Genomic DNA, 25,633 nt, shown 5'->3' on the forward strand with positions numbered 1-25,633 from the left:
CGGAGGAAAGACATGCTCGACCTGATCAACGTAAGCTACGACACCCAGATCCCGAACAACGTGGGGCTGAGCCAGGACAAGAAGGTGCTGAAGGCGCTGGAGAAATGGCACCCCGGCTACATCGACTGGTGGAACAAGCTGATCCCGCAGAACTTCCAGGAATCGCTTGTCTACCTGCGCACCGCCGTCAGCGTCGACCCCAAGGGCTGGGCCAAGTTCGACTACGTGAAGATGCCCGAATACCGGTGGGGCGTGCTGCTGGCCCCGCAGGTCGAGGAACGGGTGATCCCCTGCGGCGAACATGCCGGTCAACCGGCCTGGCAGGAGGTTCCCGGCGAATACCGCAACCTGCTCAAGCGCCTGATCGTCATTCAGGGCGACACCGAACCCGCCTCGGTCGAGCAGCAGCGGTTGCTGGCGCTCACGGCACCGTCGCTTTATGACATGCGGAACCTGTTCCAGGTGAACGTCGAAGAGGGACGCCACCTCTGGGCCATGGTCTATCTGCTGCACAAGTATTTCGGCCGCGACGGCCGGGAAGAGGCCGACGACCTGCTGCGCCGCCAGTCGGGCAGCGAGGAAGCGCCGCGCATGCTGGGCGCCTTCAACGAGGAAACGCCGGACTGGCTGTCCTTTTTCATGTTCACCTATTTCACCGACCGCGACGGCAAGATGCAGCTCGAGTCGCTGGCGCAATCCGGTTTCGATCCGCTCAGCCGCACCTGCCGCTTCATGCTGACAGAAGAGGCGCACCACATGTTCGTCGGCGAAACCGGCGTCGGCCGGATCGTCCAGAAAACCTGCGAGGTGATGAAGGAGAACGGCATCGAAGACCCCTTTGACGTGGGAAAGATCCGCGATCTGGGCGTGATCGATCTGCCGACGGTCCAGAAGAAGCTGAACCTGCACTACACGCTGTCGCTGGACCTGTTCGGGCAGGAGGTTTCGACCAACGCCGCAAACGCCTTCAACGCGGGGATCAAGGGTCGGTACATGGAAAACCGGCTGACCGACGACCACCGGCTGCAGCAGGACACCTATACCGTCTGGGACCTGGAAGACGGCAAGGCCGTGCAGAAGGAGGTTCCGGCGCTGACCGCGATCAACATGCGCCTGCGCGACGATTACACCAAGGACGCCGCAGGCGGCGTCGGCCGCTGGAACAAGATCATCGAGAAATTCGGGATCGACTTTGAACTGAAGCTGCCGCACGAGGCGTTCAACCGCAAGATCGGCGTCTTCGCCGACAAGCTGTTCGACCCCGACGGCAAGGTGGTCAGCGGCGCGGATTACGACAAGGGCCTGCCGGAATGGCTGCCGACCCATGCCGACGGCGATTTCATCCAGTCCCTGATGAAGCCCTGCTACGAGCCGGGCCAATACGCGCGCTGGATCGCGCCGCCCAAGGTGGGCATCGACAACAAGCCGGGCGATTTCGAATACGTGAAGCTTCACATGGCCTGAAACCACAAACCCGAGCCGGGTGCCGCAAACGGTAACATTTCGTGACGAAAACCGGATTGACGGACTCACCTATTGTCCTGTTGGCTGGACCCGGCTTGTTCAGAAGGGGAGACCCGCAATGCAGATCAACCGCTCCAAGGCCGAGACACCAAAGCTGGTGGCCCTCGCCGGTCAGGTATCCGCGCTGCAAGGCCCCTGTGTCGGCTGTTCCGATTGCGTCGGTCTGTGCACCGCCCTGATCGACACGCTGGTTCTGCCCGACATGATCCTGACCAAGAAACGCGAGAGTTCATGAACCAGCCGCTCAAGCAGCACCTGATCGACCCCGAAATCTGCATCCGTTGCTACACCTGCGAGATGACCTGCCCCGAGCAGGCCATCGAGCATGACGACATGAACGTCGTTGTCGACGTGTCCAAGTGCAAGTTCTGCATGGATTGCATCCCGGTCTGCCCCACCGGCTCGATCGACAACTGGCGTGTGGTCACCGAACCCTATTCGCTCGAGGATCAATACGGCTGGATGGAGTTGCCTGAGCAGGAGGACGTGGCCGGGGACGAAGGCGGGCTGGAGGCGTTGGATGACGCCATCGCCGCCCTGCTGGCCGAGGCGCACAAGGGCGCGGGGGGCAAGGCCAGGGCGCCCGCGACGGCGTCAAAGCCGACGGTCAACATGTATGGCCTGGGCAAACCGGCGGACGCCAAGGTGGCCGGAAACTTTCGCCTGACGGCCGAGGACAGCGACAGCGACGTCCGCCACATTATCCTCGATTTCGGCTCCCTGCCCTTTCCGGTTCTCGAAGGCCAGAGCCTAGGGATCATCCCGCCCGGCACGGACGAAAACGGCAACGCGCATCTGCCGCGGCTCTATTCCGTATCCAGCCCCCGCGACGGCGAACGCCCCAACTTCAACAACCTCTCGCTGACCGTCAAACGCGAGGAAAAGGGGCTATGCTCCAACTATGTCTGCGACCTGAAACCGGGCGACACGGTCAAGGTGACCGGCCCGTTCGGCGCGACCTTCCTGCTTCCATCAGACCCTAACGCGCAGCTTTTGATGATCTGCACCGGCACCGGCTCGGCCCCGTTCCGCGCCTTCACCATGCGGCGCCAGCGGGAATACCCGTCGCTCAAGGGTTCGCTGATGCTGGTCTTCGGCGCCCGCAGGCCGCAGGAACTGCCCTACTTCGGACCGCTGAAAAAGGTGCCCGAAAGCTTCATGGCCAAGCATTTCGCCTTCTCCCGGCAGGAAGGAGAGCCGAAGCATTATGTGCAGGACAAGCTGCGGCAAGAGGCCGAACAGGTCGGCGAACTGCTGAGGAACCCCGACGGCCACATCTACATCTGCGGCCTGAAGGCGATGGAACAGGGTGTCGAAGAGGCGTTGAAGGACATCGCACGCGGATTGGGACTGGATTGGGGTGAGTTGCGCGACCGCATGCGCGATGAGGGCCGCTATCACGTGGAGACCTACTGACACCGGCCGAGCATCCGTGCCGCGAACGTCAATTTCGATTGCCCGCACGGGGCGGTCGGCGTAGTTTGTGCATTATTTCACATAAGCGACACGGGAAGCATGAGCGAGATCACCAATTTCAGGGGCGACAGCACATCGCAGCGCGGCTCGGACCTTGCCGATGCGTCCGTGTCGGCCCTGATCGCCCGTGTCGGCGAACGGGTGCGGGAAGCGCGCGAGCGGCGCGGAATCCCGCGCCGTGTGCTGTCAGAAATCTCGGGCGTTTCCCCGCGCTATCTTGCGCAACTGGAAGCAGGCGAGGGAAACATCTCGATCGGCCTGCTGCAACGGGTCGCCATTGCGCTCGATCACCGGATCGAATGGCTGGTGGGCGAGGACGATCCGTGGAGTTCCGATGCCCTGCGTGTCGCGGACCTGTTCCGGGCGGCCCCAAGCGACGTGCAGCAGACGGTGCTGCGTGCCCTGAGCCCGGAACCGGACGAAGTTCTGCGCGCCCGCAGGATCTGCCTCGTCGGCCTGCGCGGCGCCGGGAAATCCACCCTTGGGAGGCTCCTGGGGCAGGAACTGGGCCTGCCTTTCGTCGAACTCAACGACGGCATAGAAGAGCAGGCCGGAATGCCCGTGGGCGAGGTCATGGCGCTCTATGGGCAGGAAGGCTACCGCAAGCTCGAAGCGCAGACCGTCGAGCGGGTGGTCGCGACCCATGACTCGTTGGTTCTCGCCGTGGCAGGCGGCATCGTCGCCGAGCCGGACACCTACAACACCCTGCTCAGCCATTTCCACACCATCTGGCTGCGCGCCTCGCCGGTCGAACACATGGACCGGGTGCGGGCGCAGGGGGACGAGCGGCCGATGGCCGGGAATCCCGAAGCGATGGAGCAGCTCAGGTCGATCCTGACCAGCCGCGAGGCCTTGTACGGCAAGGCGCAGGCGCAGCTGGACACCTCGGGTCAGACCGTCGAGACGTCGCTGGCGCAACTCAAGTCCCTGATCGAAGAGCGCGGGTTCCTGAACTGACTTCGACGGGTCTCCGGGTCACTTGGGTTCGCGTAGCCAGCCATCGTCAAACAGGACCCTGTCCATCCCGGTGAAGCGGCGAACCCGCTCCAATTCGGCCTCGAGCCGCCGGGTGCGGGCTTGCGACCACTTGACCGACCGCTCAGGCCACAGCGCGCGCACCCTCAGTTCTCCGTCATCCCGATGCGCCTTCATGTCGATCCGGCCCACAAGCTTGTCACCTTCGAGCAGGGGGAAGACATAGTAGCCGTAGACCCGCTTCGGTTCGGGGACGAAAACCTCGATCCGGTAGTGGAATCCGAACAGTCGCTCGGCCCGCTTGCGGTCGCGCAGCGCCGGATCGAAGGGGCTGAGAACGCGCATCCGGCCCGGCGGTGGGGCAAGGCGCGCGACCCGTTCCCCCACGTCGGCCCGAGTGAAGACCTTGCGCGGGCGGCCATCGGCGCATTCGATCTCGGCCCATTCGATATCGCCGCTCGCCAGCGCCCTTTCGCACCAAGCCTTCGCCTCGGCCGGAGTGACCGTATCCCAGAACGCCGCCAGTTCCCCGGATGTGGCAAAACCCAGCCGGTCCAGCGCTGCGTTGCACAGCCAATCCACCGTCGCCTGCTCATCACACGGCGCGGCGCCGGGGCACAGATGCGCCTCGATCACCCGTTCGGTCAGGTCGTAGCGTTTCTGGAACCCCTCGCGCCCGATGACGGTCAGCGCACCGGTGCGCCACAGGTATTCCAGCGCCGTCTTGGACGGGTGCCAATCCCACCAGCCGCCCGAGCCCTTCTTCTCGTCCCGGCCCACATCCGAGGAACTGACCGGCCCGTGGTCGCGGATGTGCTGCAGAACCGACTCGAACCGCGCCTCGAACCCGTCGCGCCGCCAGTTCTTCCAGCGTCGGGCCAGAAGATCGGCGTCGCGCTGAAACCGCAGATGCCAGTGGCGGAAAAACTCCATCGGAATGACGGCGGCATCATGCGTCCAATGCTCGAACAGGCCACGATCCCTTTCGTAGAGCCGCTTGAGGTTGTCGGAGCGGTAAGTCGGCCGGCGCGCGAACAGGATCATGTCATGCGCGCGGGCAATCGTGTTGATGCTGTCCACCTGAACAAAGCCGAGCCGGCGGATCAGGTCCTGCAGGTGTTCACCCTTGGCCGCCCCGGCCGGCGGTTCGACCAGGGCGTGCCGGTCCAGGAACAGCGCCCGCGCGGCCCGGTTGTCCAGTCGCCGAACCGGCACCGGCTCAGCGCCGCTTCAGGGTGTCGCCGTAGCTGATCTTGGGGGTCAGGATGACGCGCGTTTCCACCTCGGCGTTCGGGTCTTCCAGCCGCGCCGCGATGATCTCGGCCGCCTTGCGTCCGATTTCCAGACGGCAGGCGTCCATCGTGGCCAATCTGCGCGGCAGCCCTTGCAGCAGTTCCACATTGTTGAACCCGGCAAGACCGATCTGTCCGGGAACGGCGATCCCCTGATCCAGCAGGTAGAGCAACCCGCCAGCCCCGATCATGTCGTTGGAATAATAAAGGAAATCAAGATCCGGCGAGCGATCCAGCATCGCCTTGGTCATCTCGCGTCCCTTTGCCAGAGCAGAGCCGCCGGAATAGAATTCGCGATCCACGATCTCGACACCGTTCTTGCCCAGCACCTCGGTGAACCCCTCGAACCGCTTCCGCGCCCGGTGGTCCAACGGCATCTTGGTGCCCATGAAGCCGATATGCTGGTATCCGGCCTTGAGAATCGCCTGCGCCATCTCGCGTCCGGCACGGCGATGCGAGATGCCGACCATCGCATCGACGGGCTTGCCGTCCGTGTCCATGATCTCGACGACGGGAATGCCCGCCGATTCCAGCATGGCCCGCGCCGCGTCCGTGTGTTCGAGCCCCGCGATGATCACGCCCGAGGGCCGCCACGAGAGCATCTCGTACAGCACCTTTTCCTCTTTTTCGGGCTGGTAATCGGTGACGCCCACCACCGGTTGCAACTCGGTGCCCTCGAGCACCTGGTTGATGCCGGTCAGTACCTCGGGGAACACCATGTTCGACAGCGAAGGGATGATGACCGCCACCAGGTTGACGCGGTTGGAGGCCAGCGCCCCCGCGATCTTGTTCGGAACGTACCCAAGCTCTTTCGCGGCGGCCAGAACGCGGGTCCGCGTCGCCTCGGACACATCGCCCCGGTTTCGCAACACCCGGCTGACCGTCATTTCGGAAACCCCGGACGCCTCGGAGACGTCGCGGAGGGTGAGCGGGCGTTTTGTTTCAGTGGTCACCGAAGCACCTGTTCTGTTGTTTTGAGCGATGGTAGCGCGAACACAGCAATTGGTTCAACTGTTGCGCAAAGGCGATGACAATCCGAAAAAAGACGGCTAGACAGAGCCCCGCGTGGCCCCGTGGCTCAACTGGATAGAGCAGCCCCCTCCTAAGGGGCAGGTTGCAGGTTCGAATCCTGCCGGGGTCACCACTCACCCAAAGGATACATCAAAAAAAAATCCGCAGGATTTCTTTGGCGCAGCTGCATCGCTGCCGGTCGTCATTGGCGCGCGAATGTCCTTTCGTGTCGCAAACGACATTGATACCAAAGTGCTGGCTGGCGGATCCTTTGACAGGGAAACACCTCACCTGACTTTTCGAACGACAGGATCACTGGACATGCTGCATGAAAGAACCGGCCTGATCGAAGCCATCCGCGCGCGCTTCGCCCATGTAGACGCCTGCCCGTTCCAAGGGCCGCGAATCTTCTTCGAGAATGCGGGCGGGGCGCTGACGCTGAAATCGGTGGTCGAAACCTCGGCCAGGTTCGCCGCGATCCCCGACAACCAGGGGCGCGACAACGTGGCGAGCCGCGCTCTCGTCGATGTCATCGACACCGCCAAGGCCGACCTCGCCACCTTCATGAACGCCTCTACCGGTCAGTTCTTTGTCGGCGAGAGCGGGACGGAACTGCTTTTCCGCATGATCCGCACCGCCTGCGTCAACGCCCCGAAGGGCCGCAAGGTGATCGGCAGCTCCATCGAACATCCCGCCAGTCGCAGCGCCGCGCGCCGCTGGGCCCGGATCGCGGGGCTGGACTATGTCAACGTCCCGCACGACGACGCGACCGGCACCGTCACCGCCGATGATTACCGGGTCCGTCTGACCCCGGATGTCGCGGTCGCCACCATTCTGCACGCCTCGCCGGTGACCGGAATGGGCATGGACGTGGCCGCGATCGCTTGGGCGATCCGCGAAGTCGCGCCGGATTGCCTGATCATCGTGGATGGCATCCAGCACGCGGCCCACGGCCAGTTGGACATCGACAGCTACGGAATCGATGGCTACGCGATCTCGCCCTACAAGGTGTTTTCGCGCCACGGCTACGGGGTGGCCTGGATCTCGGACCGGCTGACCGCGCTTCCGCATGACATGCTGATCGACGCGCCGGCCACCGGCTGGGAGTTCGGCACCCGCGACACCGGTTCCTATGCCACCATGTCGGATGTGGTCGCCTATTTCGACTGGCTGGGCGGAGAAGTTTCGGATGAGGTCGACCAGCGTAAACGCATCGAAGCCGCGGGACGGGCCATTCACGCCTATGAGACGCATCTGACCAATGCGATGATCAACGGAACCGGCAACCTGCCCGGGCTGCGGGACATGGAACACGTCACCATCCTTGCCGGGGCCGACAACCCCGCGCGCGAGGGGCTCGTCTCGATCGTCGTCGATGGAATGCCATCGGCCGAAGTGGTGACGCGGCTGAACGAACAGGGGATCCGCACCCATACGCGCAAGGCGGATCACTACAGCGGCAACGTGCTGACCCCGCTGGGCCTCAGCGACTGCATCCGCATTTCGCTCTGCCACTACAACACCGAACACGAGGTGGCGCAGCTGCTGGCGGTTCTGAAGAACATCCGGGACTGAGCCCAAGCGAGAATTTGCGCCCTCCCCCCTTGCACGCACCTTCGGGCTTGGCTACATCCCCCCTCACGGGTGATTAGCTCAGTTGGTAGAGCGCTTCGTTTACACCGAAGATGTCGGGAGTTCGAGTCTCTCATCACCCACCATTACACAACCATTGAAAAATAAAGAAGAAATCTCTATCACAGCCATCAATGTATGGTAATGGACGCGAAATTGTATGGTACTGTGTATGGGCGATGTATGGTAGTGCGTCGCGCCTTGTAACCACCGCCAACCCCCTAAAAACGAATCTTGCGACTAGGCGTCGGCAGCTTTCCGCGCCTGTTCCCGCTTGCGCGCATCCTTGATCTTGGTCTTCCGCTTCGACTCTACCCGGTTGAGCCAAATCGTGGCGGGTAGTCCAACAAGAGCCAATAGCCCAAGACCCGCATAAATCGCGAAATCTAAGGGTATATCGACGACTGCCAGCAACGCGGCCGCTACAGCAAGTGCGCAAAGAAGAGCGGCACTTCGTAGCAACCCATGTAGCCATGCGCTGCCAAAAAGCAATGTTAGAAGGATGGCGAACAAGAGCAGCCCAATCATCATACCGACCTTTCTATAGTGTAATGCAGATACCTAAATGCGCATGCAGGCGAAAATGAGGCTTGAGCTGCTCGGCCCGAAAACGACATTCTCAGGCGCGCTGTCCGCCGCAGCCTTGAGTAATAGTTAACACGTTAACGTGACCCGTTTCGGGCCAAATTCTTGATTGATTCGCAATTTTCGGGCACTATTCCGATATCACACAATGTAGTGTCAAGTAAAAAGTATCACGCTTTTGGAGTAGGTTAACAAGTGCTGACTGTATGTCAATCTGATCTGGGCAACGCGGTCGGGCTGTCACGAAATACTGTGTCCGTCCGGACGCGGGGTCTCGATTTCACCCATCGTGGGCAGGGCGCGCGCCGGTATCGGCTAGCGGACGTCCTGCCCACGATCAAGGACCGGGAACGGGACTCTGTTCCTGCCCTTTTTGGTCTGGCGCAGGATGACGGCGAAGAACTGTTCGTCGGAGATAGCGCGGTACGCCGAGCGCGACGGTTGGAAGGCTGGATGCGCGGGGAACAGATCGAACGGCTGTTTGGGGCGAGAGTGATGTTCACGAACGCTCTGGCGGCGTCTGTGCAGTCATCGGTGCTGTTCGAACATTTGGAGGCACTGCGCCTCAAGTTGGTTCTGACCGACCCCGTTCTGCGCTGGGCCGTGCTTGGCGATGTGGACGCATTGCCGCCCTTCGAAAGCTGGGCCGTGCCATTCGCAATCACCAATGCCCGCTATGAACCATTGTATAAAAAGGAGGCCGCGTAATGAGCGACCCGACCGAAAATTTCCGCAAAATCGTCGCGGCTGACGACTTGACCCGCGCCCGCTGGGAAGCGGTGAGCGACAAGGTAATTGCCGATGCAAACAAGCTTCTGGGCGTGAGTCTGACTCGTGAAGATGTGGTTGCACTGCCCAGCGCAAGGCTGGCGGTGTTGACCGACGAACCTCTGTCCGAGTCGTACTTGTCCGAGGTGAAGCAGCTTGAAGCTGTTCAGGGGCAGATGCGTCAGAAGGAACTGCGCGCCGCGCTGGAACGGGGCGAAGATGAAGCCCACGCCGAATTGAACCGTCTGCCGCGATACCAGCGGATGGCGCGTGCCCGTGATCTGGGAATGACCGGTGCTGAGCCTGTTGCGGTACCGTCCAGCGCCGCGGACGAAGCGACCTTGCTGCGGCGTCTGTTGACCCTTTCCCCGGCAGAGCGACTCGCCAAGGCAAGGGCATGGGGTTTGGCATGACTCTGGACGATATTGCTCAGATCATCGCCCATGACCACGCCGGGGCGTGGTGGGGCCTTTTTCGTTCCGATGGAAACGGACACCGGTTTCTGCCCACCGGCCACGTCTTGACCCACGCCGCATACGACGAAATCCGCGCGCGGTTCGGACCAACCCCGAGTGGCGAAAAGCCGGAACTGACGCCCGAACAGATCAAGCGCAACAAGCTGCGCGGTATTGCCGATGCCGCCGGGGAAGGGCGTCGCTATGGGCGCTAAGAGCCTCCTTCACGACCCCGGCACCATTTTGTCCGATACCACCTTCGACGGCGGCGGCGATTACGTAGATGTATCCGGCGATTATCTGCATCTACAGCCGAGGGAAAGGGAGGCGGCGAAGGCGCGCCAGAAGAAGTGGCACAAGCGCGTGCGAAAGTGGCAGAAAGCGCGCGAGGAATGGACGCCCGAACATATCGCCGCCGAGGAAGAACGACTCCGCGCAGAGGCCGAGTCGCTCCTTGCGACGCGGGAAGAGGAATTCCGCGGTGCCGCGTAATTGCGCCTTCGACCGGGGCAAGTTCACCCGCGCCTCACGCCGTGCCTTGCGGCGGGCGCAGCTATGGCACGCCAGCCGCCTTGCCGTTCCTGATCATGAGGCTTGGCGGGCAACATGGCCCGCTATCGGGGAAGGTATCGAATCGATCCTCGCCCGCGAATTCGGCCTCTAGCGGGCGACATAAAAGGGGCGGCGGCGATGGCTCCCCGGCCAGCCGCCCGACACCCGCCGGGGCGGTGAACGCCATTCCCGCCCCGGCGGACCTTTCAGCAACAGACAGGACTACCAAAATGATCCACCTGACCCCTTCACAGCGCGCCCAGCTTTACCTTGCCATGACCAAGGCGCTGGACGTATCCGACGATCCCGAAACCCGCGAAGAGGCGCAGCGGCTGGCGCTGTGTCAGCTTGTCGCCGACTACAGCGGCGGCGAAGGCAAGTTCGCCCTTCATGAAGCATTCCGGCTGGCGGACGCCCTTGATTACTATCTGACCGACCACGCGGGCGCGGGTCCGCATGGCTTCAGCGTCGCAAATGTCGCCCGGCTGGTAGGCGGCGACAAGGACGTCGTCCGCGCCGCCCTGCGCCTTCTGGGCGCACTACCCACTCATGACTCGGAAGCCCCGGACGATTGGTCAACTGCGCCCGGTCGGAAGGTGGAGTCGATCCGTTTTCCGCGCGACCTTCTTGCCGATTACATTCGGTTGGAACTGGAAGAGGCCGAACAATTCGCAGCCAAGTTGTGCTGATTTCCATGATCCGCCTTTGAGTATGTGTCTTTTTGGTACCTACTATATCTTGTGCCGTTGTCGGAAAATCCGGTCCCAAGTTCTGCTTCAAGCTGAATTTTTTTGTGGTCGGCTCGCATCGCAAAATACGTGTTAAAACCTTTTGTTTTCATGGTGATGACTCCGTTTTGCGCCCCGCCTATGTTTGGCTCATCTGAACGAACGGAAGGAGAATAGAAAAATGAAAATCGTCAACATTTTGGGTCGCGAGGACCGCGAAATTGCGCTTGTGCTGGCAGCTGACCGAATGGCGCAGGTCGCGCAAAAGCCCCTGACGCGGTCCGCCGCCGACGAACTGCGGCGGCTGGCGGCGAAGGTCGCGGAACTGGCGGGGGCGGCATGATGCGCAGAGTTCCCGAGAAGGACAACGGCGAACGCTTCCAGAGCCTGAGCCGAAAAGAAATCCGCGCCGCGCTGCGCGCAATCAAAGAAGGCGACTTGCATAACCTTGCGGCGGAAACTGCGTACGATGTGGCTTGGCGGGTCTTCAAGGATGCAGGCTGTGACATTGAAATGCGCGACGTGGCCATGGATGGAGCCATTGAAGCAATTCGCACGGGGTGCGGGGACGGCGAAATTTGGAGTGCAGGGTGGAATGAAGCTTGGGAATTCCAGCGTGAAATAGAGGCCGAAGAGGCGCAGGACGAAATGAACGAATACCTCACCCGCCGGGACCACGAAGACGAAATGTGGGACCAGATGGACGAATACTGCGACCGATAGATTTGGCAGGGGCGCATTTGCGCCCCTGCACCCTCACCAAGGCCATCATGCAATTCTAAAAGAGGGAGAAACCACAGAATGGCAAAGAACGTAACCGCAGCACCCGATCTGGACATTGCAGACATGATCGCAATGGCGGGGCTTGAACTTTCAGCCGGGGAATTGGCAGAACATGCCGAATGGCACCACGGCTGGGAAATGGACACTCCAAAACGGGAGGAGCCGCCCCTTTGGCTTTATGACCATACCAGCGACGGGAACGTGATCCGCCTTTCACGCCCGCCTTTGACACGCCTAGGCGATGCCACCGTGATTGGCGATCTATCTGAATGTGACGCGCTGCTGAATATGCCTGTCATCGTCGGCACGACCGATACCGCTCCGACCACGTTCGGCAGCAATTGGGAACGGCACGAAAAGACTTGGGGTGAGGCGATCTTATCGTTTCTTGCACGTCATCCGGAACAACCCAACAAGGGCGGGAACGCAATCTTCTTTGCCGAGGGGCAAAAGGTTGGGAAGCGCCGCAACGGCGTCGAGTTCTGCTACAAGCTGGAAAAGAAGATTCTGAATGTCCGCGCCGTTGCCGCCGACATTGATGGCGGCTGCACGGTGGAACAGGTCATTCCGCGCCTGCGCGAGCTTGGCCTCTTTGCCGTGATCTATACGACGCATTCACACAGCACAAAGGGTGGTTTGGGGAGCGACCGATTCCGCATCATTCTGCCGCTTGCCGAGGTATTCGAACTGGGCGACCGGGAAGCCGATCCGGCGGGCTGGGACGCCCGCAAGGCCGAATGGCAGAGCCGATATTTCGGGTTTCTGGAAATGCTCATTCCTGAGGGCGGGGAGATCGACTCGCGTGGCTCGCTTCCGTCTCAGATGATGCACGCGCCCGCCCGCCCCACTGGGGCAGACTTCAAGCACTACATTCTGGCAGGCCGGGGCGTGACGCTAGACGATATGTCCGCTGGGGATGTTAGCAAGTATATGCGCCGGAGTCCGTCTGGTATCAAAGCAGGCGGTGGCGCAGGGCGCGGTGAACCTGCCTATCTGTCGGATGGCTTCGACCTTCTGGCGTGGGCTGGTGACCATGGCGAGTATTTTGACCTTCCCGCCTTTCTCGAAATGATCGGCTGGGATGTGCGGGGGGATGCAGGGCGCGGGGCCGATATTCTCTGCCCGAATGCAGGCGCTCATACCTCCGGCGAGGATATGGCGTGGGCTGCTCCGGGCGATGGCGGAGGCGAAACCGCTATTGTCTACTGCCACCATTACCACTGCTCAGGCCTTTACACCTGCGACTTCCTGCGCCTGATCGAAGAACTGACTATAATGCCGGACGGAGAGACCTTTTCTGCCCTGCTTTGTAGCCCGCTGTTCTATCCGTCTGAGGTGGACGGGGAAGCTATCACCGTGAACCGAGCGGACTACATTGACGAAGAGATTGAGATTGGATGGATCAAGACTTCCGTCGCCGTGAAGCGGGCCTTCAAGGCTCTGCCTGCCAACGCAGGCGCTGACCACTTTGCCGCGATCTATGCAGGCATCGTCAAGGCGGGTGAACGTGGCGACGCCGTTGCCAAGTGGGGCGAACTTGTGAGGGTGCATCTTGATGCGAACGCGCGTAAGCGCGTGGAAAAGCTTGGTCGGGAATTTCTGGAAGCTGAACGGGCCGAATTTACCGCCGAGAAGACTGCAGAGCGTCAGGAAGGCTATGCCGAGGCACTGGATAGCGGCGAGCCTGCCAATGTCTCTCTCGACCCCGCCGAGCCGCTGGGAGACAACATGGAAACCGCTTTGGCGACACTTAGTCATCGGTTTGCCCCCTGCGATCTGGGCGGGCAGTTTCGCATTGTCCGCAAGCCCGATCTGAACGCCTTCAATTCGGAGTTCGACTCCACGATTTCTGTTTATCGGAAGGAAGATTTTCTGAACCTGCACCTTGATCGGCAGATCATGGAAGGCGAGAAGCTGATAAATCCAGCAAAGGTCTTTCTTGAAACCGCAAAGCGTAAGAGCGGCTTGGTTTTTGCACCGCCACCGATGGTGCCCGGTGAGAATGATTTCAACATGTATCAGGGAAGGAAGCTAACGGGTCTGGCGGGCGAGTTTGGAGACGAACGGGATTTCCCGGTCCTGTTTGATTTCATGCAGAGGATTGTCTGTGATGGAGATCAGGACAAGTTGGACTGGCTATTGCTCTGGATGGCGCATCTGGTTCAGAGACCCGGAGAGAAACCGGGGACGGCAATCATCGCCGTTGGTGAAGGCGGGATCGGCAAGGGGCGATTTGGTGCGCTTCTTTCGCGATTGGCGGCACCCCATTTCAAGCAGCTTGAGAATGAGAAACACGTTATCGGGCAATTTGCAGGCGAGCACATGAGCAAGTGCGTTCTTGTGGTTGTGAATGAAGCGGTGTTTGGAGCGGCCCCCAAGGTTTCAAGCTCGCTGAAGGCGCTGATCGACTCTACTTCGATTCAGGTCGAAGCGAAGGGAATGAACCTTACCACGGTGCCATCGTTTACGCGGTTTTATTTTGACTCCAATGAGGCGGTCCCAGTTCTAATTGAGAACAACGGCTCAGAGCGTCGGTATTTTGTCCTGCGTTTCAATTCCGAAGAGCAAGGAAACACGAAGAACTTTGAGAAGCTGACCGAGGCCATTGAAGGTGATGAGATGCGGCGCCTTCTTGCTTATCTGGAACGGTACGACCCCGCGTTGGCGGGCTTGAGCTGGGCAAATGTCCGTACCGCTCCTGAGACGCCAGAACGCAAGGTCATGGGCTGGAACTCACGCCGTCCGGCAGAACGTCGTTTGATCAATGTTCTGCGAGATCGAGAAGTGACGCTCAGGGTTGCCGGGTACGATGAGACGTTTGTCGCCAGCGATAAAGAGTTTCGTGTGCCTAGGGCCGCATTCCGGGCGTATATTGAAGCCGCTGGTAACAAGCACAATGCCGAGGACTCAGACGTGGTGGGGATGGTCCTGCGCTTGTTTGGAGTGGAAGTCACCGAAAAGCGCGGGAAAGTCGGCGACCACAGCGATACACGGCTTTGGGTCTTTCCGCCTGAGGTTTTGGGCGAGAACGTGGATAAGGTTTTGCTGGGGGCCGCGTGAGCGGCCCAACCTCCATGCGGTGCAGGCTGTGGAGGTGGTTTGGAGGCGCGAAGACGCTTATTTATTGGGCTAACCGGCGACGGTCTCCAAACCTCCACCGCGCGCAAACCCTCACGGAAAGCAGATGGGGACACACACACCTGTATTTGGTGGTGTGTGTTTATTCTAAATTTTATTGAAGTAGTTTCTATTGGAGGTTTGGAGGCAGCGGCCTGATGCCCCCTATTCTTATGGGAAAATCCGCCTCCAAGACCTTGGAGGTTGCTTGGAGGCTTGGAGGTGAGTGAAATAGAATAATCAGATTGGAACTCTGATGGCCTTGCATCTTGTTTCGATTGACACACTTCGAATTGCATGGTTGAGCACTGCATAGAAAAGGTGGACGGCGGCCATCAACCAACCATATGTTGATATAAAAGACTTCGATTCTTGCGGTGTTCTCCTTTTGTTCTTAAATGTAACATATTCACACCCCAAGGCGACCAAGAACGGGAGGATATTACATGCTGCAGTTTCACCGAACTAGCCTGATGACATCTTCCGCACAGACAGTTGTGAACACCGTCAACACTGTTGGTGTGATGGGAAAGGGCCTCGCGGCAGCATTTAAGGAGCGTTACCCGAAAATGTTCCTTGAATATAAGGAGCTTTGTAGAAGGGGCGACTTAAAGCCGGGATCGTTTTGGCTTTGGAAAGGCACAGATCAATGGGTTTTAAATTTCGCAACTAAGAAGCATTGGAAGAACCCGTCCAAAATCGAATACATCCGAGACGGGTTGATGGAGTTCAGGCAAAGCTACGATGCCCTCGGCATACGCGAGATTGCTTTCCCCCGTCTAGGGTGTGGAAACGGCGGTTTGGACTGGGCTGAAGTTGGCCCCATGATGATTGACCATCTCCACGACTTGCCAATCACGGTTTACATTCACGACTTCGAAAAGAAGCTGGGCCGCTTAGAACATGACCTGCCACTCATGCAGCAAGGGCATAAGCCAAATTCGTTTGAAGGTTTCTACAATGACCTACAAGCTGCGATCGATGCACAAGGTGGTGAAGTCCGACCATTGATGATGACCGAACCTTTCCACGTCTGGCTGAACGAAAAACGAGAACTCCGTGGCGCGAAGGGTTGCGACCAACTTCTTGCCGCAGAAGAAGATCTGTTCCGTATTTGGAACCTACTGACCGTTTGTCCTGTCTCTCGATATGATCTGCCAGAAAACGTACAACGTTCGGCGCTCAAGGTGTTTTCTGTTCTTTCACAATTACCGTATGTTCGCCCGGTTAGTATGGCGGACCGATGTGGTCGAGTTAACCTCGCTGTCGAATTCGTAAGAAGTAGTACTCCTCCTTCTGTGGCGGTTGGTTCGCACTAAAAGGCATTAAATATGGGAATTAGTTCTGCGCGTTACCATGCGCATCTCGGAGAATGGCTGGGTAAGTTTAGCAACTATAAGAGGAAATGGCCCAAACACCTCTTCCATCACGCGAATATCGAAGCAGCAATAAACATATTGAAGAGCGGCAATTTACTATCGCGCGACGATGCACTCGCAGGAGCGGTGTTACGGCAAGACATTGCACCTGCCGACATTGTACAGACCCGCGACGCAGCGCATCAATTTGCGCGGTTGTATTTCCGTCCCCGGACACCAACTCAGTACCACATTGAAGGCATTCGCAAACCCGCCGACTATTTTATGGGTAGGCATGGCGGGCTATTGGTGATGCTTGCCTTTAGTAGTGAGAGAGTTCTCACGATGGAAGGTACTAGATTCTCTACGTGCAATATGCAGTCACACTTGTCCCAAGTGCTAGACGGCGATGGCGGATTCGATCAATTGGATTTCGACGGGATTTTCCACGACGAAGCCTATCCAAGTGATGACCAAAAAAAGAAGCGATGCGCCGAGGTTCTAGCGCAAAGCCCACTTGATGTCGCTTCAACACTCAAGGCCATTATTGTTCGGACAGACGCAGATGTGGCTACAGTTAAACATCTTCTTGTACGAGAAGGGCTTCCCCACTTTGTCCCGAAAGTAAAGAAATCCCAAGGCACCGGAGTTTTCTTCCACAAATACACTGCGGTCCAGTACGTCGACTCTGCGCCGGGAAGGATCAGCTTCAAGCTCTTGGGGACTATGTCAACTGGCGACATACACACTCAAATGAGTGTTTTTGACGACGCCAATGCCCGCTCTTATTTAATGGTCGATCAACATTTGCGCGCTCATCAGGGATATTTCACTGAGCATATGTTGCCTACAGGAAGCTATAGAGTGGTATTTCATTTGGAGGGGTGTTTTGCGCACGAGTCGGTAGTTAACCTTTCGAGTTAACCTCTGCCACTATTCCTTGCGAGCAATTGTATACGGCTCCAGATGCCGCTGACGCGGCGCAAACCAACTCTGCCAAGTTGCATAATCGATGTATATACAAACTTGAAATAGGAGAGCCGACCGGTGCCCGCTGACGGGGAGGAGGCAATGACCCGAAAGTAAGGAAAACTTTCTATTTTCAATGGGTTACCAAATTTTTTACAAAGTAATAATATTGCGCGGAATCTTGTCAATTCAGCCAAGAATTAGTCCAGACTTTAAGTAATTGAAAACATTAAATTAAAATGAAAAAATCCGAAAGGAGAATTTAACATAATGGGCATTATGATGCACTTGGGCGCGCAACTCCGGTATGCCAGCCCAATGCCGACAGGACATAACACGACATGGATGTGTTTTTGCGTCCAATCACTGTCGCCGCGTTAGCGGCAAAGGCTCAACGAAGCCTATATATTGCGCGGGGGGCCCCCAAGGGCACTAGGGGTAGGGTCATATTGGCGCGCAGTATCTGACTGAACGGCGCACTGCAACTTGGCAAGTCGTGTTTACAAGTGCCAATATAACCCCTTGTTCAATAGTCCAGTCACTACATTCGTCTACCCGGCACTCGCGCAGATCGAACGAGCGGAACATACTGAGTTCGCCTTTGTTCAATCTGAACTTGAGGTGGCCTGTTACCAAGTTCAAACTGCTTGACGAGTGTTTCCTTTTTCAACGGATAGACAAGAACCGAGGTTTCTAAACTGTTGCCGATTACCCAGATTTTTTCGCCGCCGAAATCGACGACGACGGGCGCACTCAAACCGGCCCATTGTTTAAGAAATCTGGAGTGAGTCAAATACGCTTGATAAACTTCAGTTCCTCTTGATCCGACTGGCCTGCCCATTTCGAGTGCCTTCACGAATTGAGTTAAGGTACTATCAAGACGTGTGCCATCGACGATCCAGCATATGTTTTTGTGGAAGTTGGTTCTAATTTCGATCTCTTCTCGCTTGATGTAGGAATGCTGAAATTCCAAAGCCAAACCCTGAGGCGTCAGTACATCCGCGATATGAAGCTCTCCGTTGTCGTCGCGTCTCCCGACCTCTTGCCATTCCGTCGGGAACAATTCCTTCCATTTCCTGTGCCAATCAGTTTCGGGTTCCCACCAACTGTCGCAATGCCGGGTGCTCTTGTGCGCCCAGTGCCATACACGCTGCGTCCCGCACTTCGCTAAGACTTCAGCGCCACAAAACGGACACGTCGCCCTTGACTTAGGCGTTGGCTCAACACGGGTTCCCGCTTGTTCAGCAAATTTCATAGCTCGATCCTCAATTTTTATGGATCAATCTTATTTTTCGAAACTCCGATACGCAAACTGGGGGTGTCACTAAACGCATATACGGTTGAAACAAAATGTGAAGAAATCAGACTAAAAAAGCACCGGAAAGGTCAGGCCATTCGGAAAAGCCAAGGGCCAGTGTTTCTCGCGTATACTTGCGAACCGTTCTCAACTAGATTTTGTGATCCATCTGCGGTGTGCGATAATTGGCGCGAGCGCGGGGTTTTTCTTGTTCCTACCCGCGCACTCCTCCGGAATTGCGCGGTTCTCCCATCTGCGCGTCCGATTGGCGGGGCTGGTTTACCTGTCCCGGTCCCGCCATTTCTTCGCAGACAGGACTCCAGAACAATACAGGCAGGCAGTCACAAATGGCAGAAACGCACGAGCTACGGCTCAAGATCGACGCAGGCGCGGCACAGAGCGGTGCGCGCCAGTTCAAAGGCGCAATTGACACCGTCCGCGCGGCGGTAAAGGGGCTGGAAAAGGATAGCGCAGGCGCGTTCCTAACCCTCAAAAACATGTCCCCAAAGGTGGACGTGTCAGGCCTCAAGGCCGCATCTCGTGAAGCTCAGAACGTGGTCGCAGCACAGGACCGTGTTGCAACCGCAAGCGACCGTGCCGCCGAACGTATCCGCACGCTCGCAATCCAGTCCGCCAACGCCTTGCGCGTCTCGACCGATCAGGCCAGCCGGTTGCGTGACCGCCTGTTGAGCGTCGGAGATACCTCCGGTCTCGCCAAGCTGGAAGCAGGTCTGGACCGTCTGCGCGCCGGTCTGACCAATGCCACCAGCGGACTCGACGTCCGAGCAGCGCGTGCCGGTTACGCCGATCTGGCATCCGAACTGAACCGGACGGCGAGGGAATCCGAACGCCTGCGAGCTGAGGCCATCGCCGCCGCTCGTGCTGAGGAAGAGGCAGCTAACGCGGCCCGCTCCCACGCTGCCCAACTGGATGCCCTCCGCGCCAAGTACGACTCGACGTACCGCATCAGCCGCCAGTACGAAGCCCAGCTCGCAGAAATCCAAACCCTCGAAAACGCAGGGGCGTTGTCCGCATCAAGGGCGGCACAGGCACGAGAACAGGCCGCACAGTCCTTGCTGGCAGCGGGCAATGCGGCGGACGTCTATGCGGGTAAAGCCCGCGTTAGCGGGCACCAGACCGCCTACATGGCCGCTCAACTGAACGACGTGGGCGTAATGCTGGCCGCAGGGCAGTCGCCGCTGATTTTGGCTGTCCAACAGGGCACGCAGATCAGTCAGATGCTGAACCAGATGGGGGACCGTGCGTCGATGCTCGGCACCCTGCGCGCAGGTTTCATGTCCATGATTAACCCGGTCAGTCTTGCGACCATCGGTATCATCGCCGGGGGCGCGGCGCTGGCGCAATGGGCCATCTCCGCATTCGGGGCGGAAGACGCCGCCGAGTCTTTCAAGCGGCAGCTCGACACCCTCAGCACCCTTTCCAGCGACCTTTCCGACACTCTCAACATCCTAGAAATGGATGCCGTGCAACTTGCGGAAAAGTATGGCATCGCCGCAATCCGCGTTCGGGAACTGGCGATTGCGCAGGCCGAACTGCGCCGGGGCGAGATTATGGATGCTCTGCGTGATCAGGTTGCAGAACTTGGTTTCATCGAACTGCGATACAGGCAGGCGCAGGGCGCGGCGGCGCTGTACAGCAACGGCATCACCAATATTACCCGCGATTTCAAGATTTCGCGGAAAGAGGCTGTGGCCTTCCATGATGTATTGATGGGGCTGGGCGAGGCTTCCACGTTCGAAGAGCAGCGCGCCGCCCTGCAAGCTATCGTGAAGCACGCGCAAGAGGCCGGAATCGAGCTATCTCAGTTCCCGCCCGAGCTGCGCGCCGCCGCGATTCAAATGATCGATCTCAGCAACGAGTCTGACGCCTTGCAGGCCATGCTGGAACGCGCCTCAGACGCCATTTCCGGTGCAACCGGGCGAACAAACGCATGGGCCAACGCAATGTCAGGTGTCCGGTTCGAGATCGACGCCATTGCGTCCAGCCTCGCCAATATCGGCGGCGGTGTGATCGACAATGCCGCCAAGCGTGCCGAGCTGTCCGCGTTGCAGGCCGGGAAGTCGGTCAAAGAAGCCGCTGTTGCGCGCGGACGGTTCCGAAAGGAAAAGGAATGGTCCGCCCGCGAGCAAGGCGCAGGATGGTTTGAGCGCCAGATGATCGACGCTGAACGCTTCCAATTTGAAGAGGGCGTGACCCTCGACTCCCAGATCGACGCCGCACGGGAGGCCGCGCGCAAGGCTGCATCCAGTTCCGGCAAAGGGTCCCGCGTTGAGGCTTTGGGCGCGGAAGAGCGCCAGTTGCAGCGCCTTATCAAGGAAATGAACAATCGGACCTATGCCCTTGGTGTCGAAAATGACGCCTTGCAGCTCGTGGCGTCCGGTCAGGCGTCCAGTCTCGACGTTGCCAAGCTCATCATTGCGGCACAGCGCGAAGGCGCTGGCGCAATTGACGATCAGACCGCCGCCATGATCCGGCAGTATGAAGAAGCAGGACGGCTAAATGATCGCTTGACCCGGTTGGCCCATGATCCGGTCAAGGATTGGGTGGATTCGGTGCCAAGCTGGACCGAGGCAGGCCGTATGATCGAAGAAGGCGCAATCAGATCCCTGTCGGACGCCGTTGCGGAATTCGCTGCAACCGGCAAGTTCGACATTGAATCGCTTGGGCAGTCCATCGTCACGACCGCGACCAAGATCATCGCGGATATGGCGGTCAAGGAACTGATCGGACTCCTTGGCGGCGATACCGGCGGCACTGGTGGCGGCGGCGGCGGGTTTGGGTTGGGCGATTTGATCGGCCAATTTTTTGGGGGCACGGCAGGCGTCTTCCATGATGGCGGTATCAGCCATTCCCCGAACGTGACGCGCCCTATCGCTATCACACCGCAGGCCCTTGCCCGCGCGCCTCGGTATCACGAAGGAACGCCGAACACCGGCCTGCACTCGGGCGAACACGTCGCTGTCCTACGGGACTCGGAAGCGGTAATCCCGCTGCGCCGTGGCCACGTACCTGTAGAGCTTAACGGAGACCCTGCGGCGCAGCGTGGGTCCCCAGTGGTCAACAACTTCAATTGGTCGATCCAGACGCCGGACGTTGAATCGTTCCGTCGCAGTTCAAAGCAGATTCAGTCCGATGGTTTCTCAGCCGCACAACGTGCAGCCGTGGCCAACCGTTAAGGAGGTATCACCATGGCAGGCTATGTTTCACCGCCGCCGCCCCATCCGCTGGGGCAGCACCGCGAAAAGTTCGAACGGCTGCGTCAGCAGCGCGGACTCGATGAACGTGGATTTCCGATCAAGCGCGAGACTGAACCCGCGTCGGAGGAAGACTCTGAATAGACAAATCGCAGGCACGAAACCCGAAAACTTTGCTGACCTGTTCCTTAACTTTGCCTCATTTGTCCAGCACTCGAAGATGCGATCTTAACGCTCACTTGAGGCTTCTAACATGTTGATAAAATGTCGCGAATGTACGAATGACATTTCGAGCAAAGCAAAAACATGCCCGCACTGTGGTGCCTCCACCGAGTCGGCAATAAGCAAATTTTTGGGAGGAGTCTTTGATCTCTTTGTTTGGCTGTCTTTTGGGCTTCTGTTCCTGTTTATCTTGCTGTGGATCGTGCCGCAGCTTTAATCAGTTCGATGATAGCCAATCTGGCCCCTCACCAATACACCACCGAGTCCAGCGCCTTCTTGACCTTCGCCCGCATTGCCGGATCGTCCCCCAAGGTGCCGCCGTAATGGCGACCCATTTCCAACTTCTTGACGTGACCGGTAACCACGACCTCAATAGGCGTGCTGTACCCATCCACATAGCGAAGGCGCTGCAATAGCGTGTCCTTGGTGCTGTAGAGCACCTTGCGCGGTTCCGTGATCTTCGCGCGCTTGCGGATCTTCGCGAATGACCGACGCATAGCCTCGTGCAGCTTTTCCGCGTTGTATCGCCCGTATTCCTCTCCCCGGTGTTTCCCATGAAAGATACAACGGTCAAATCCGCCCCATGCTGCAAATGTGGGGAAATCGGCGATATGGTCAGAAATCGGAATCTTGCGCTTGATCCCGGTCTTCGTCCGCTGGACGTCGATATAGTCTCGTTTCACGCCGCCATGATCGCGCAGCCAAAAGACCTCTACCGGGCGTAAGCCCGACCACAGCAGGACCCGGAAGACCATCAAGAACGCCTTGCGGCGGTCGGCGCTAAGCTTGCTCTTGTGGTTATCCGGATCCCATTCCGCCTGAGCCTCGGCCCAGATGCGTCTGATCTCTTCATCATCAAAGGGCAGAAACATCGTTTCTTCGATGGAATCGGCGCGGGGCAGTTCAAGCTTCTTGACCGGGTTCGCGACAACCCCCGGAACTTTTCCTGTCTTGATCGCGTGATTGAACACACTGGTCATTCCGTCGAAGTATTTCGAGATACTGCCGTTCTTCACGTCCGGGTCGGCAAGTAAGTAGTCCAGATATTCCTGCAACAGGTTCGGTGTAATCGACGCAAGGGAAGGCTCAAAGTCTGTATCCTTTTCTTCCCGTAGGAACTTGTTGAACTTGGCCGTTGTGACCTTGTGGTTCCGCCGGGTGTTCGGCTTGAGATTCCGCAGTTCCGCGATGACTCCATGAATATGCGAAAGCGTGTGCTTGGGATTCACCAGCCGTTCCCCTGCCAGTTCGACAATGCGCGCGTCCAGCGCGGTTTTCATGGCGTCGAACATCGCAGCATCCACCGCGTCAGCGGGGCGGGTAGGTTCAAGCACGTCCACCAGCGAGTCCCCCAAGACGCTGTTATCGGGCAGAAGGTCCAGCGTGGAACGGTCCCCAAAAGCGTAGGCAGCGAAATAGGCCAGCGCCTGTAATTCCTGTTCGGGTGGCAAGGCGCGAACCGCTTTCATCTTGTCGGACGTCTGCCGCCACAGTTCAGGATTCCGGTCCATCGGCGGGACGTCTTCTAGCTGCCCATCGTCGCCGATACGGCGCAGCATTCCGGGGCGCATCGACACCGCCACGGCGACGACCTGTTCCTTTAGTTCTTCCCGAAATGCTTCCTTCGCCTCTGACCCATCTAGTCGCGTCAACAAGGTGTCGTGTTCCTCAGCATAGGCCCGCGCCCTGTCCACTGCGGCCCCGTAGTTCGACCCAAGGGACAGGTCCCACATCTTCCGGCCAAGCACGCTTTGCGCGTCTTTCGGGACGCGCCGCTGATACTTGTAGATGCCCTTTTTCGTCTTGGTCAGGTACGGGATTCTGTCGGCTTCCTTGGCGTTCATGGCGGCGGTCCTTCGGCAGGATTGTATGGTAATGGTTGCCGGAATGTATGGTAAAATCACGCCTTAAAGGCAAGTAGAAATCGCATAAGTACTTAAAATTATGGATTTTCGTGTATTCTGGGGTTTATGAGTCTCTCATCACCCACCATCCCCGACGCCATCGACATCGCAAACCAACTTCTCCAGAGAATTTCGCCGGTCCGGTCACCTTACCCGACCATAGCTGACCGGTCGTCAGTCGGAAAACAGGTAACCGATCTCCAAGATCTTCGCGGCCCGATCTTCTGGAACCGACAGGAATTCGGCCAGCTTGGCGGCGTTCGCCAAAGGCTGCTCGGTTTCGCGCAGAAGCCAGTGGCGGGCAAAGCCCGCGTCGCGGATGCGCTCTGCCTCATGCGCCAGGTCATTGCGGATCGTCGGCAGCAGTTTCTCCAGCGTCGCTTGCGGCGTATGCTCGCCCGCCAGACGAACCCTTTGTGCGTGTCCGATCAGGTAATCGTCGGAATACCGGCATTCGATCTCGAGCAATCGGGTCTTCGCCTTGTCCGAACAGAAATCCTTCACCAGATCAATGTCGGCCGGATCGAGGCACAGGATCAGCCGGTCTGTACCGAAATGGTCGAACAGCATCCTGACCAGCGCGCGACGGTGCCGTGTCCGTTTGGCGAGGGTGGATTCCAAGCCGCCCAGATCGGGTAGCGCCGCGCGTTCTTCGTTGAAAAGATATTCGACACCCGGAATGCCCGTTTCGCGCCGAATCTGCTCGACCAGACGCTTGGCGACGTGCCATTTCTTGCAGACGATCAGCAACAATTCGCGGTCAGGACCAAGGGTGCTTTCGGTCTCCCAGAACCTTTGTGCGAACCGCCTGCCGACCCGGCCGCGACCGGTCAGAAACGCATGTAGGTTTCGCCCCTCGTTCGAAATGCGGAATTCCACCCCTTTTGCGGCATAAAGCTGTCCCAGCCGCTCTTTCAGTTGCAGCGCTTCGGGGCTGATCTTGCGCGCGAACAGGAAATCCTGGGCCAGCAGCAGATCGTAGTGATCGTTGTAGAACGTCACAGGCATCCCGTAATCCGAGAACATCAGGAACGTGAGGGTCCGGTTCTCGATTTCACGCTCCGGGACCAGGTGCCGGACCAGTGTCTGGAAAAAGGTTTCGTCCGGAATCCACGTGGTCGAGAAGAACCGCGTCACGTCCCGCCGGGCGCGCAGGAAATCGAGGATCCGTTCGATCGTCCGGCGCCGCAGACACCACCACTGGCTACCGATCATGACCTGGATGTCATGCGGAATGTCGCGTTCAAGTCCGAGGCGTTTCTGCAGATTGCAGGCGGCATAGAACCACCACTGACTGTTGCGCTCGTTGAAATAATGGCGATAGATCAGCCGGTCTTCTTTCATGCCGGTCTTGATCCAGTCGCTTTCGAAGAAGTCGTGGCTTTCGATGTAATCCTTGTCGTTTTCGTCGAGGAGCCGGTGCGCGTATTCCGCCGTCTTTATCGCCATGCAATCGCCGGACACCATGTAGAAATGGGTGGCGCGCGGGAACGCTTCGACCGCCGCTTCGATCGCGTTCAGCGAGGCTTTGACCAGCGACCACTCGCCCCAGCCGCATTTGATCCGCTTTCGCGCAAAGGTCACGTTGGGGTTGCCGTCCAGCGCCGATCGGATGCGGCTGTAATCCGCGGAACTGGCACGGGCGTCAAAGTGGATCGACATGCAATCGCCCGCCGCCGTCAACTGCCCGGCCTGCGCAATGATCGCATCCGGGTTCTTGTGGCACAGCAGGATATAGGCGATTTTTGCCATTCTCGAAACGATGGTCTC

Annotated in this window: 23 protein-coding genes and 2 tRNA genes; 19 read left to right on the plus strand and 6 right to left on the minus strand. The window is 58.6% G+C overall.

From position 1 onward, the window contains the following. The first annotated feature begins 12 nt into the window (after window positions 1–12). From boxB to FGK63_RS12660, 4 genes are all read left to right on the plus strand, one after another. Window positions 13–1,464, plus strand: a complete 1,452-nt coding sequence (gene boxB, locus FGK63_RS12650) for a benzoyl-CoA 2,3-epoxidase subunit BoxB (protein WP_138842767.1) — start codon at window positions 13–15, stop codon at window positions 1,462–1,464. A gap of 118 nt (window positions 1,465–1,582) precedes the next feature. Next, the gene (locus tag FGK63_RS20760; protein WP_171052639.1) at window positions 1,583–1,759 is read left to right on the plus strand and encodes a hypothetical protein; all 177 of its coding nucleotides are present in this window, start codon (window positions 1,583–1,585) and stop codon (window positions 1,757–1,759) included. Then, complete coding sequence (boxA, locus tag FGK63_RS12655; protein ID WP_138842769.1) at window positions 1,756–2,940, plus strand: benzoyl-CoA 2,3-epoxidase subunit BoxA; 1,185 nt, start codon at window positions 1,756–1,758, stop codon at window positions 2,938–2,940. Before FGK63_RS20760 ends, boxA begins: the two co-directional genes overlap by 4 nt. 99 nt (window positions 2,941–3,039) lie before the next feature. After that, entirely contained in the window at window positions 3,040–3,957 is a 918-nt protein-coding gene (locus tag FGK63_RS12660) for a helix-turn-helix transcriptional regulator (RefSeq protein ID WP_138842771.1), read from the plus strand. Window positions 3,958–3,975: 18 nt separating this feature from the next. Here FGK63_RS12660 and FGK63_RS12665 read toward each other — a convergent pair whose 3' ends face one another. Then, window positions 3,976–5,190, minus strand: coding sequence for a winged helix-turn-helix domain-containing protein (locus tag FGK63_RS12665; RefSeq protein WP_138842773.1), 1,215 nt, complete (start codon window positions 5,188–5,190; stop codon window positions 3,976–3,978). A gap of 4 nt (window positions 5,191–5,194) precedes the next feature. Next, window positions 5,195–6,220: a LacI family DNA-binding transcriptional regulator gene (locus FGK63_RS12670; protein ID WP_138842775.1), complete on the minus strand. Its 1,026-nt coding sequence runs from the start codon at window positions 6,218–6,220 to the stop codon at window positions 5,195–5,197. Window positions 6,221–6,334: 114 nt separating this feature from the next. On the opposite strand from FGK63_RS12670, the gene FGK63_RS12675 reads away from it, so the two are divergent. From FGK63_RS12675 to FGK63_RS12685, 3 genes are all read left to right on the plus strand, one after another. Then, window positions 6,335–6,411, plus strand: a tRNA-Arg gene (locus tag FGK63_RS12675). A 188-nt stretch (window positions 6,412–6,599) separates the two neighbouring features. Then, window positions 6,600–7,853 carry an aminotransferase class V-fold PLP-dependent enzyme gene (locus tag FGK63_RS12680; protein ID WP_138842777.1) on the plus strand — a complete coding sequence of 418 codons (1,254 nt, stop codon included), beginning with the start codon at window positions 6,600–6,602 and terminating at the stop codon, window positions 7,851–7,853. 67 nt (window positions 7,854–7,920) lie between these two features. Beyond that, window positions 7,921–7,996: transfer RNA gene (locus FGK63_RS12685), tRNA-Val, on the plus strand. A 154-nt stretch (window positions 7,997–8,150) separates the two neighbouring features. Here the strand turns inward: FGK63_RS12685 and FGK63_RS12690 are convergent. Continuing rightward, on the minus strand, window positions 8,151–8,441 hold the full coding sequence (locus tag FGK63_RS12690) for a hypothetical protein (RefSeq protein ID WP_138842779.1): 291 nt from the start codon (window positions 8,439–8,441) through the stop codon (window positions 8,151–8,153). A gap of 495 nt (window positions 8,442–8,936) precedes the next feature. On the opposite strand from FGK63_RS12690, the gene FGK63_RS12695 reads away from it, so the two are divergent. From FGK63_RS12695 to FGK63_RS12735, 10 genes are all read left to right on the plus strand, one after another. Beyond that, window positions 8,937–9,203: a hypothetical protein gene (locus FGK63_RS12695; protein ID WP_218961136.1), complete on the plus strand. Its 267-nt coding sequence runs from the start codon at window positions 8,937–8,939 to the stop codon at window positions 9,201–9,203. Then, entirely contained in the window at window positions 9,203–9,676 is a 474-nt protein-coding gene (locus FGK63_RS12700) for a hypothetical protein (protein ID WP_138842783.1), read from the plus strand. The genes FGK63_RS12695 and FGK63_RS12700 overlap by 1 nt, the downstream gene beginning before the upstream one ends. Next, entirely contained in the window at window positions 9,673–9,933 is a 261-nt protein-coding gene (locus FGK63_RS12705; RefSeq protein ID WP_138842785.1) for a hypothetical protein, read from the plus strand. The genes FGK63_RS12700 and FGK63_RS12705 overlap by 4 nt, the downstream gene beginning before the upstream one ends. Continuing rightward, window positions 9,923–10,210 carry a hypothetical protein gene (locus FGK63_RS12710; protein ID WP_138842786.1) on the plus strand — a complete coding sequence of 96 codons (288 nt, stop codon included), beginning with the start codon at window positions 9,923–9,925 and terminating at the stop codon, window positions 10,208–10,210. The genes FGK63_RS12705 and FGK63_RS12710 overlap by 11 nt, the downstream gene beginning before the upstream one ends. Window positions 10,211–10,500: 290 nt before the next feature. Beyond that, entirely contained in the window at window positions 10,501–10,959 is a 459-nt protein-coding gene (locus FGK63_RS12715) for a hypothetical protein (protein ID WP_138842788.1), read from the plus strand. A 220-nt stretch (window positions 10,960–11,179) separates the two neighbouring features. Next, a complete protein-coding gene (locus FGK63_RS20765; protein WP_171052640.1) occupies window positions 11,180–11,341 on the plus strand; it encodes a hypothetical protein in 162 nt (53 codons plus the stop codon). After that, window positions 11,338–11,721, plus strand: coding sequence for a hypothetical protein (locus FGK63_RS12720; protein WP_138842790.1), 384 nt, complete (start codon window positions 11,338–11,340; stop codon window positions 11,719–11,721). Before FGK63_RS20765 ends, FGK63_RS12720 begins: the two co-directional genes overlap by 4 nt. Window positions 11,722–11,799: 78 nt before the next feature. After that, window positions 11,800–14,841, plus strand: coding sequence for a primase-helicase family protein (locus FGK63_RS12725; RefSeq protein ID WP_138842792.1), 3,042 nt, complete (start codon window positions 11,800–11,802; stop codon window positions 14,839–14,841). A gap of 503 nt (window positions 14,842–15,344) precedes the next feature. Beyond that, the gene (locus tag FGK63_RS12730; protein ID WP_138842795.1) at window positions 15,345–16,217 is read left to right on the plus strand and encodes a macro domain-containing protein; all 873 of its coding nucleotides are present in this window, start codon (window positions 15,345–15,347) and stop codon (window positions 16,215–16,217) included. A gap of 12 nt (window positions 16,218–16,229) precedes the next feature. After that, the gene (locus FGK63_RS12735) at window positions 16,230–17,180 is read left to right on the plus strand and encodes a DarT ssDNA thymidine ADP-ribosyltransferase family protein (RefSeq protein ID WP_138842797.1); all 951 of its coding nucleotides are present in this window, start codon (window positions 16,230–16,232) and stop codon (window positions 17,178–17,180) included. A 586-nt stretch (window positions 17,181–17,766) separates the two neighbouring features. Here the strand turns inward: FGK63_RS12735 and FGK63_RS12740 are convergent. After that, on the minus strand, window positions 17,767–18,480 hold the full coding sequence (locus tag FGK63_RS12740; RefSeq protein ID WP_138842799.1) for a competence protein CoiA: 714 nt from the start codon (window positions 18,478–18,480) through the stop codon (window positions 17,767–17,769). 389 nt (window positions 18,481–18,869) lie between these two features. Between FGK63_RS12740 and FGK63_RS12745 the strand changes: the two genes are divergently transcribed. Beyond that, complete coding sequence (locus FGK63_RS12745; RefSeq protein WP_138842801.1) at window positions 18,870–21,719, plus strand: phage tail length tape measure family protein; 2,850 nt, start codon at window positions 18,870–18,872, stop codon at window positions 21,717–21,719. 12 nt (window positions 21,720–21,731) lie between these two features. Further along, entirely contained in the window at window positions 21,732–21,881 is a 150-nt protein-coding gene (locus FGK63_RS20770; RefSeq protein WP_171052641.1) for a hypothetical protein, read from the plus strand. A 323-nt stretch (window positions 21,882–22,204) separates the two neighbouring features. Here the strand turns inward: FGK63_RS20770 and FGK63_RS12750 are convergent, their stop codons facing one another. Together FGK63_RS12750 and FGK63_RS12755 are read right to left on the minus strand one after the other, a co-directional pair. Next, window positions 22,205–23,803, minus strand: a complete 1,599-nt coding sequence (locus FGK63_RS12750) for a phage integrase SAM-like domain-containing protein (RefSeq protein ID WP_138842803.1) — start codon at window positions 23,801–23,803, stop codon at window positions 22,205–22,207. 234 nt (window positions 23,804–24,037) lie between these two features. Beyond that, window positions 24,038–25,615, minus strand: a complete 1,578-nt coding sequence (locus FGK63_RS12755; protein ID WP_138842805.1) for a DUF5928 domain-containing protein — start codon at window positions 25,613–25,615, stop codon at window positions 24,038–24,040. Window positions 25,616–25,633 lie beyond the last annotated feature (18 nt).

The organism is Ruegeria sediminis (assembly GCF_005938215.1).
Taxonomy (GTDB): Bacteria; Pseudomonadota; Alphaproteobacteria; order Rhodobacterales; family Rhodobacteraceae; genus Ruegeria; species Ruegeria sediminis.

Coding starts and splice junctions, on each gene's coding strand:
- boxB (WP_138842767.1), top strand. CDS start 13: ATGCTCGACCTGATCAACGTAAGCTACGACACCCAGATCCCGAACAAC.
- FGK63_RS12710 (WP_138842786.1), top strand. CDS start 9,923: ATGGGCGCTAAGAGCCTCCTTCACGACCCCGGCACCATTTTGTCCGAT.
- FGK63_RS12690 (WP_138842779.1), bottom strand. CDS start 8,441: ATGATGATTGGGCTGCTCTTGTTCGCCATCCTTCTAACATTGCTTTTT.
- FGK63_RS12715 (WP_138842788.1), top strand. CDS start 10,501: ATGATCCACCTGACCCCTTCACAGCGCGCCCAGCTTTACCTTGCCATG.
- FGK63_RS20765 (WP_171052640.1), top strand. CDS start 11,180: ATGAAAATCGTCAACATTTTGGGTCGCGAGGACCGCGAAATTGCGCTT.
- FGK63_RS12735 (WP_138842797.1), top strand. CDS start 16,230: ATGGGAATTAGTTCTGCGCGTTACCATGCGCATCTCGGAGAATGGCTG.
- FGK63_RS12755 (WP_138842805.1), bottom strand. CDS start 25,615: ATGGCAAAAATCGCCTATATCCTGCTGTGCCACAAGAACCCGGATGCG.
- FGK63_RS12750 (WP_138842803.1), bottom strand. CDS start 23,803: ATGAACGCCAAGGAAGCCGACAGAATCCCGTACCTGACCAAGACGAAA.
- boxA (WP_138842769.1), top strand. CDS start 1,756: ATGAACCAGCCGCTCAAGCAGCACCTGATCGACCCCGAAATCTGCATC.
- FGK63_RS12680 (WP_138842777.1), top strand. CDS start 6,600: ATGCTGCATGAAAGAACCGGCCTGATCGAAGCCATCCGCGCGCGCTTC.
- FGK63_RS12660 (WP_138842771.1), top strand. CDS start 3,040: ATGAGCGAGATCACCAATTTCAGGGGCGACAGCACATCGCAGCGCGGC.
- FGK63_RS20760 (WP_171052639.1), top strand. CDS start 1,583: ATGCAGATCAACCGCTCCAAGGCCGAGACACCAAAGCTGGTGGCCCTC.
- FGK63_RS12725 (WP_138842792.1), top strand. CDS start 11,800: ATGGCAAAGAACGTAACCGCAGCACCCGATCTGGACATTGCAGACATG.
- FGK63_RS12740 (WP_138842799.1), bottom strand. CDS start 18,480: ATGAAATTTGCTGAACAAGCGGGAACCCGTGTTGAGCCAACGCCTAAG.
- FGK63_RS12720 (WP_138842790.1), top strand. CDS start 11,338: ATGATGCGCAGAGTTCCCGAGAAGGACAACGGCGAACGCTTCCAGAGC.
- FGK63_RS12730 (WP_138842795.1), top strand. CDS start 15,345: ATGCTGCAGTTTCACCGAACTAGCCTGATGACATCTTCCGCACAGACA.
- FGK63_RS12705 (WP_138842785.1), top strand. CDS start 9,673: ATGACTCTGGACGATATTGCTCAGATCATCGCCCATGACCACGCCGGG.
- FGK63_RS12700 (WP_138842783.1), top strand. CDS start 9,203: ATGAGCGACCCGACCGAAAATTTCCGCAAAATCGTCGCGGCTGACGAC.
- FGK63_RS20770 (WP_171052641.1), top strand. CDS start 21,732: ATGGCAGGCTATGTTTCACCGCCGCCGCCCCATCCGCTGGGGCAGCAC.
- FGK63_RS12745 (WP_138842801.1), top strand. CDS start 18,870: ATGGCAGAAACGCACGAGCTACGGCTCAAGATCGACGCAGGCGCGGCA.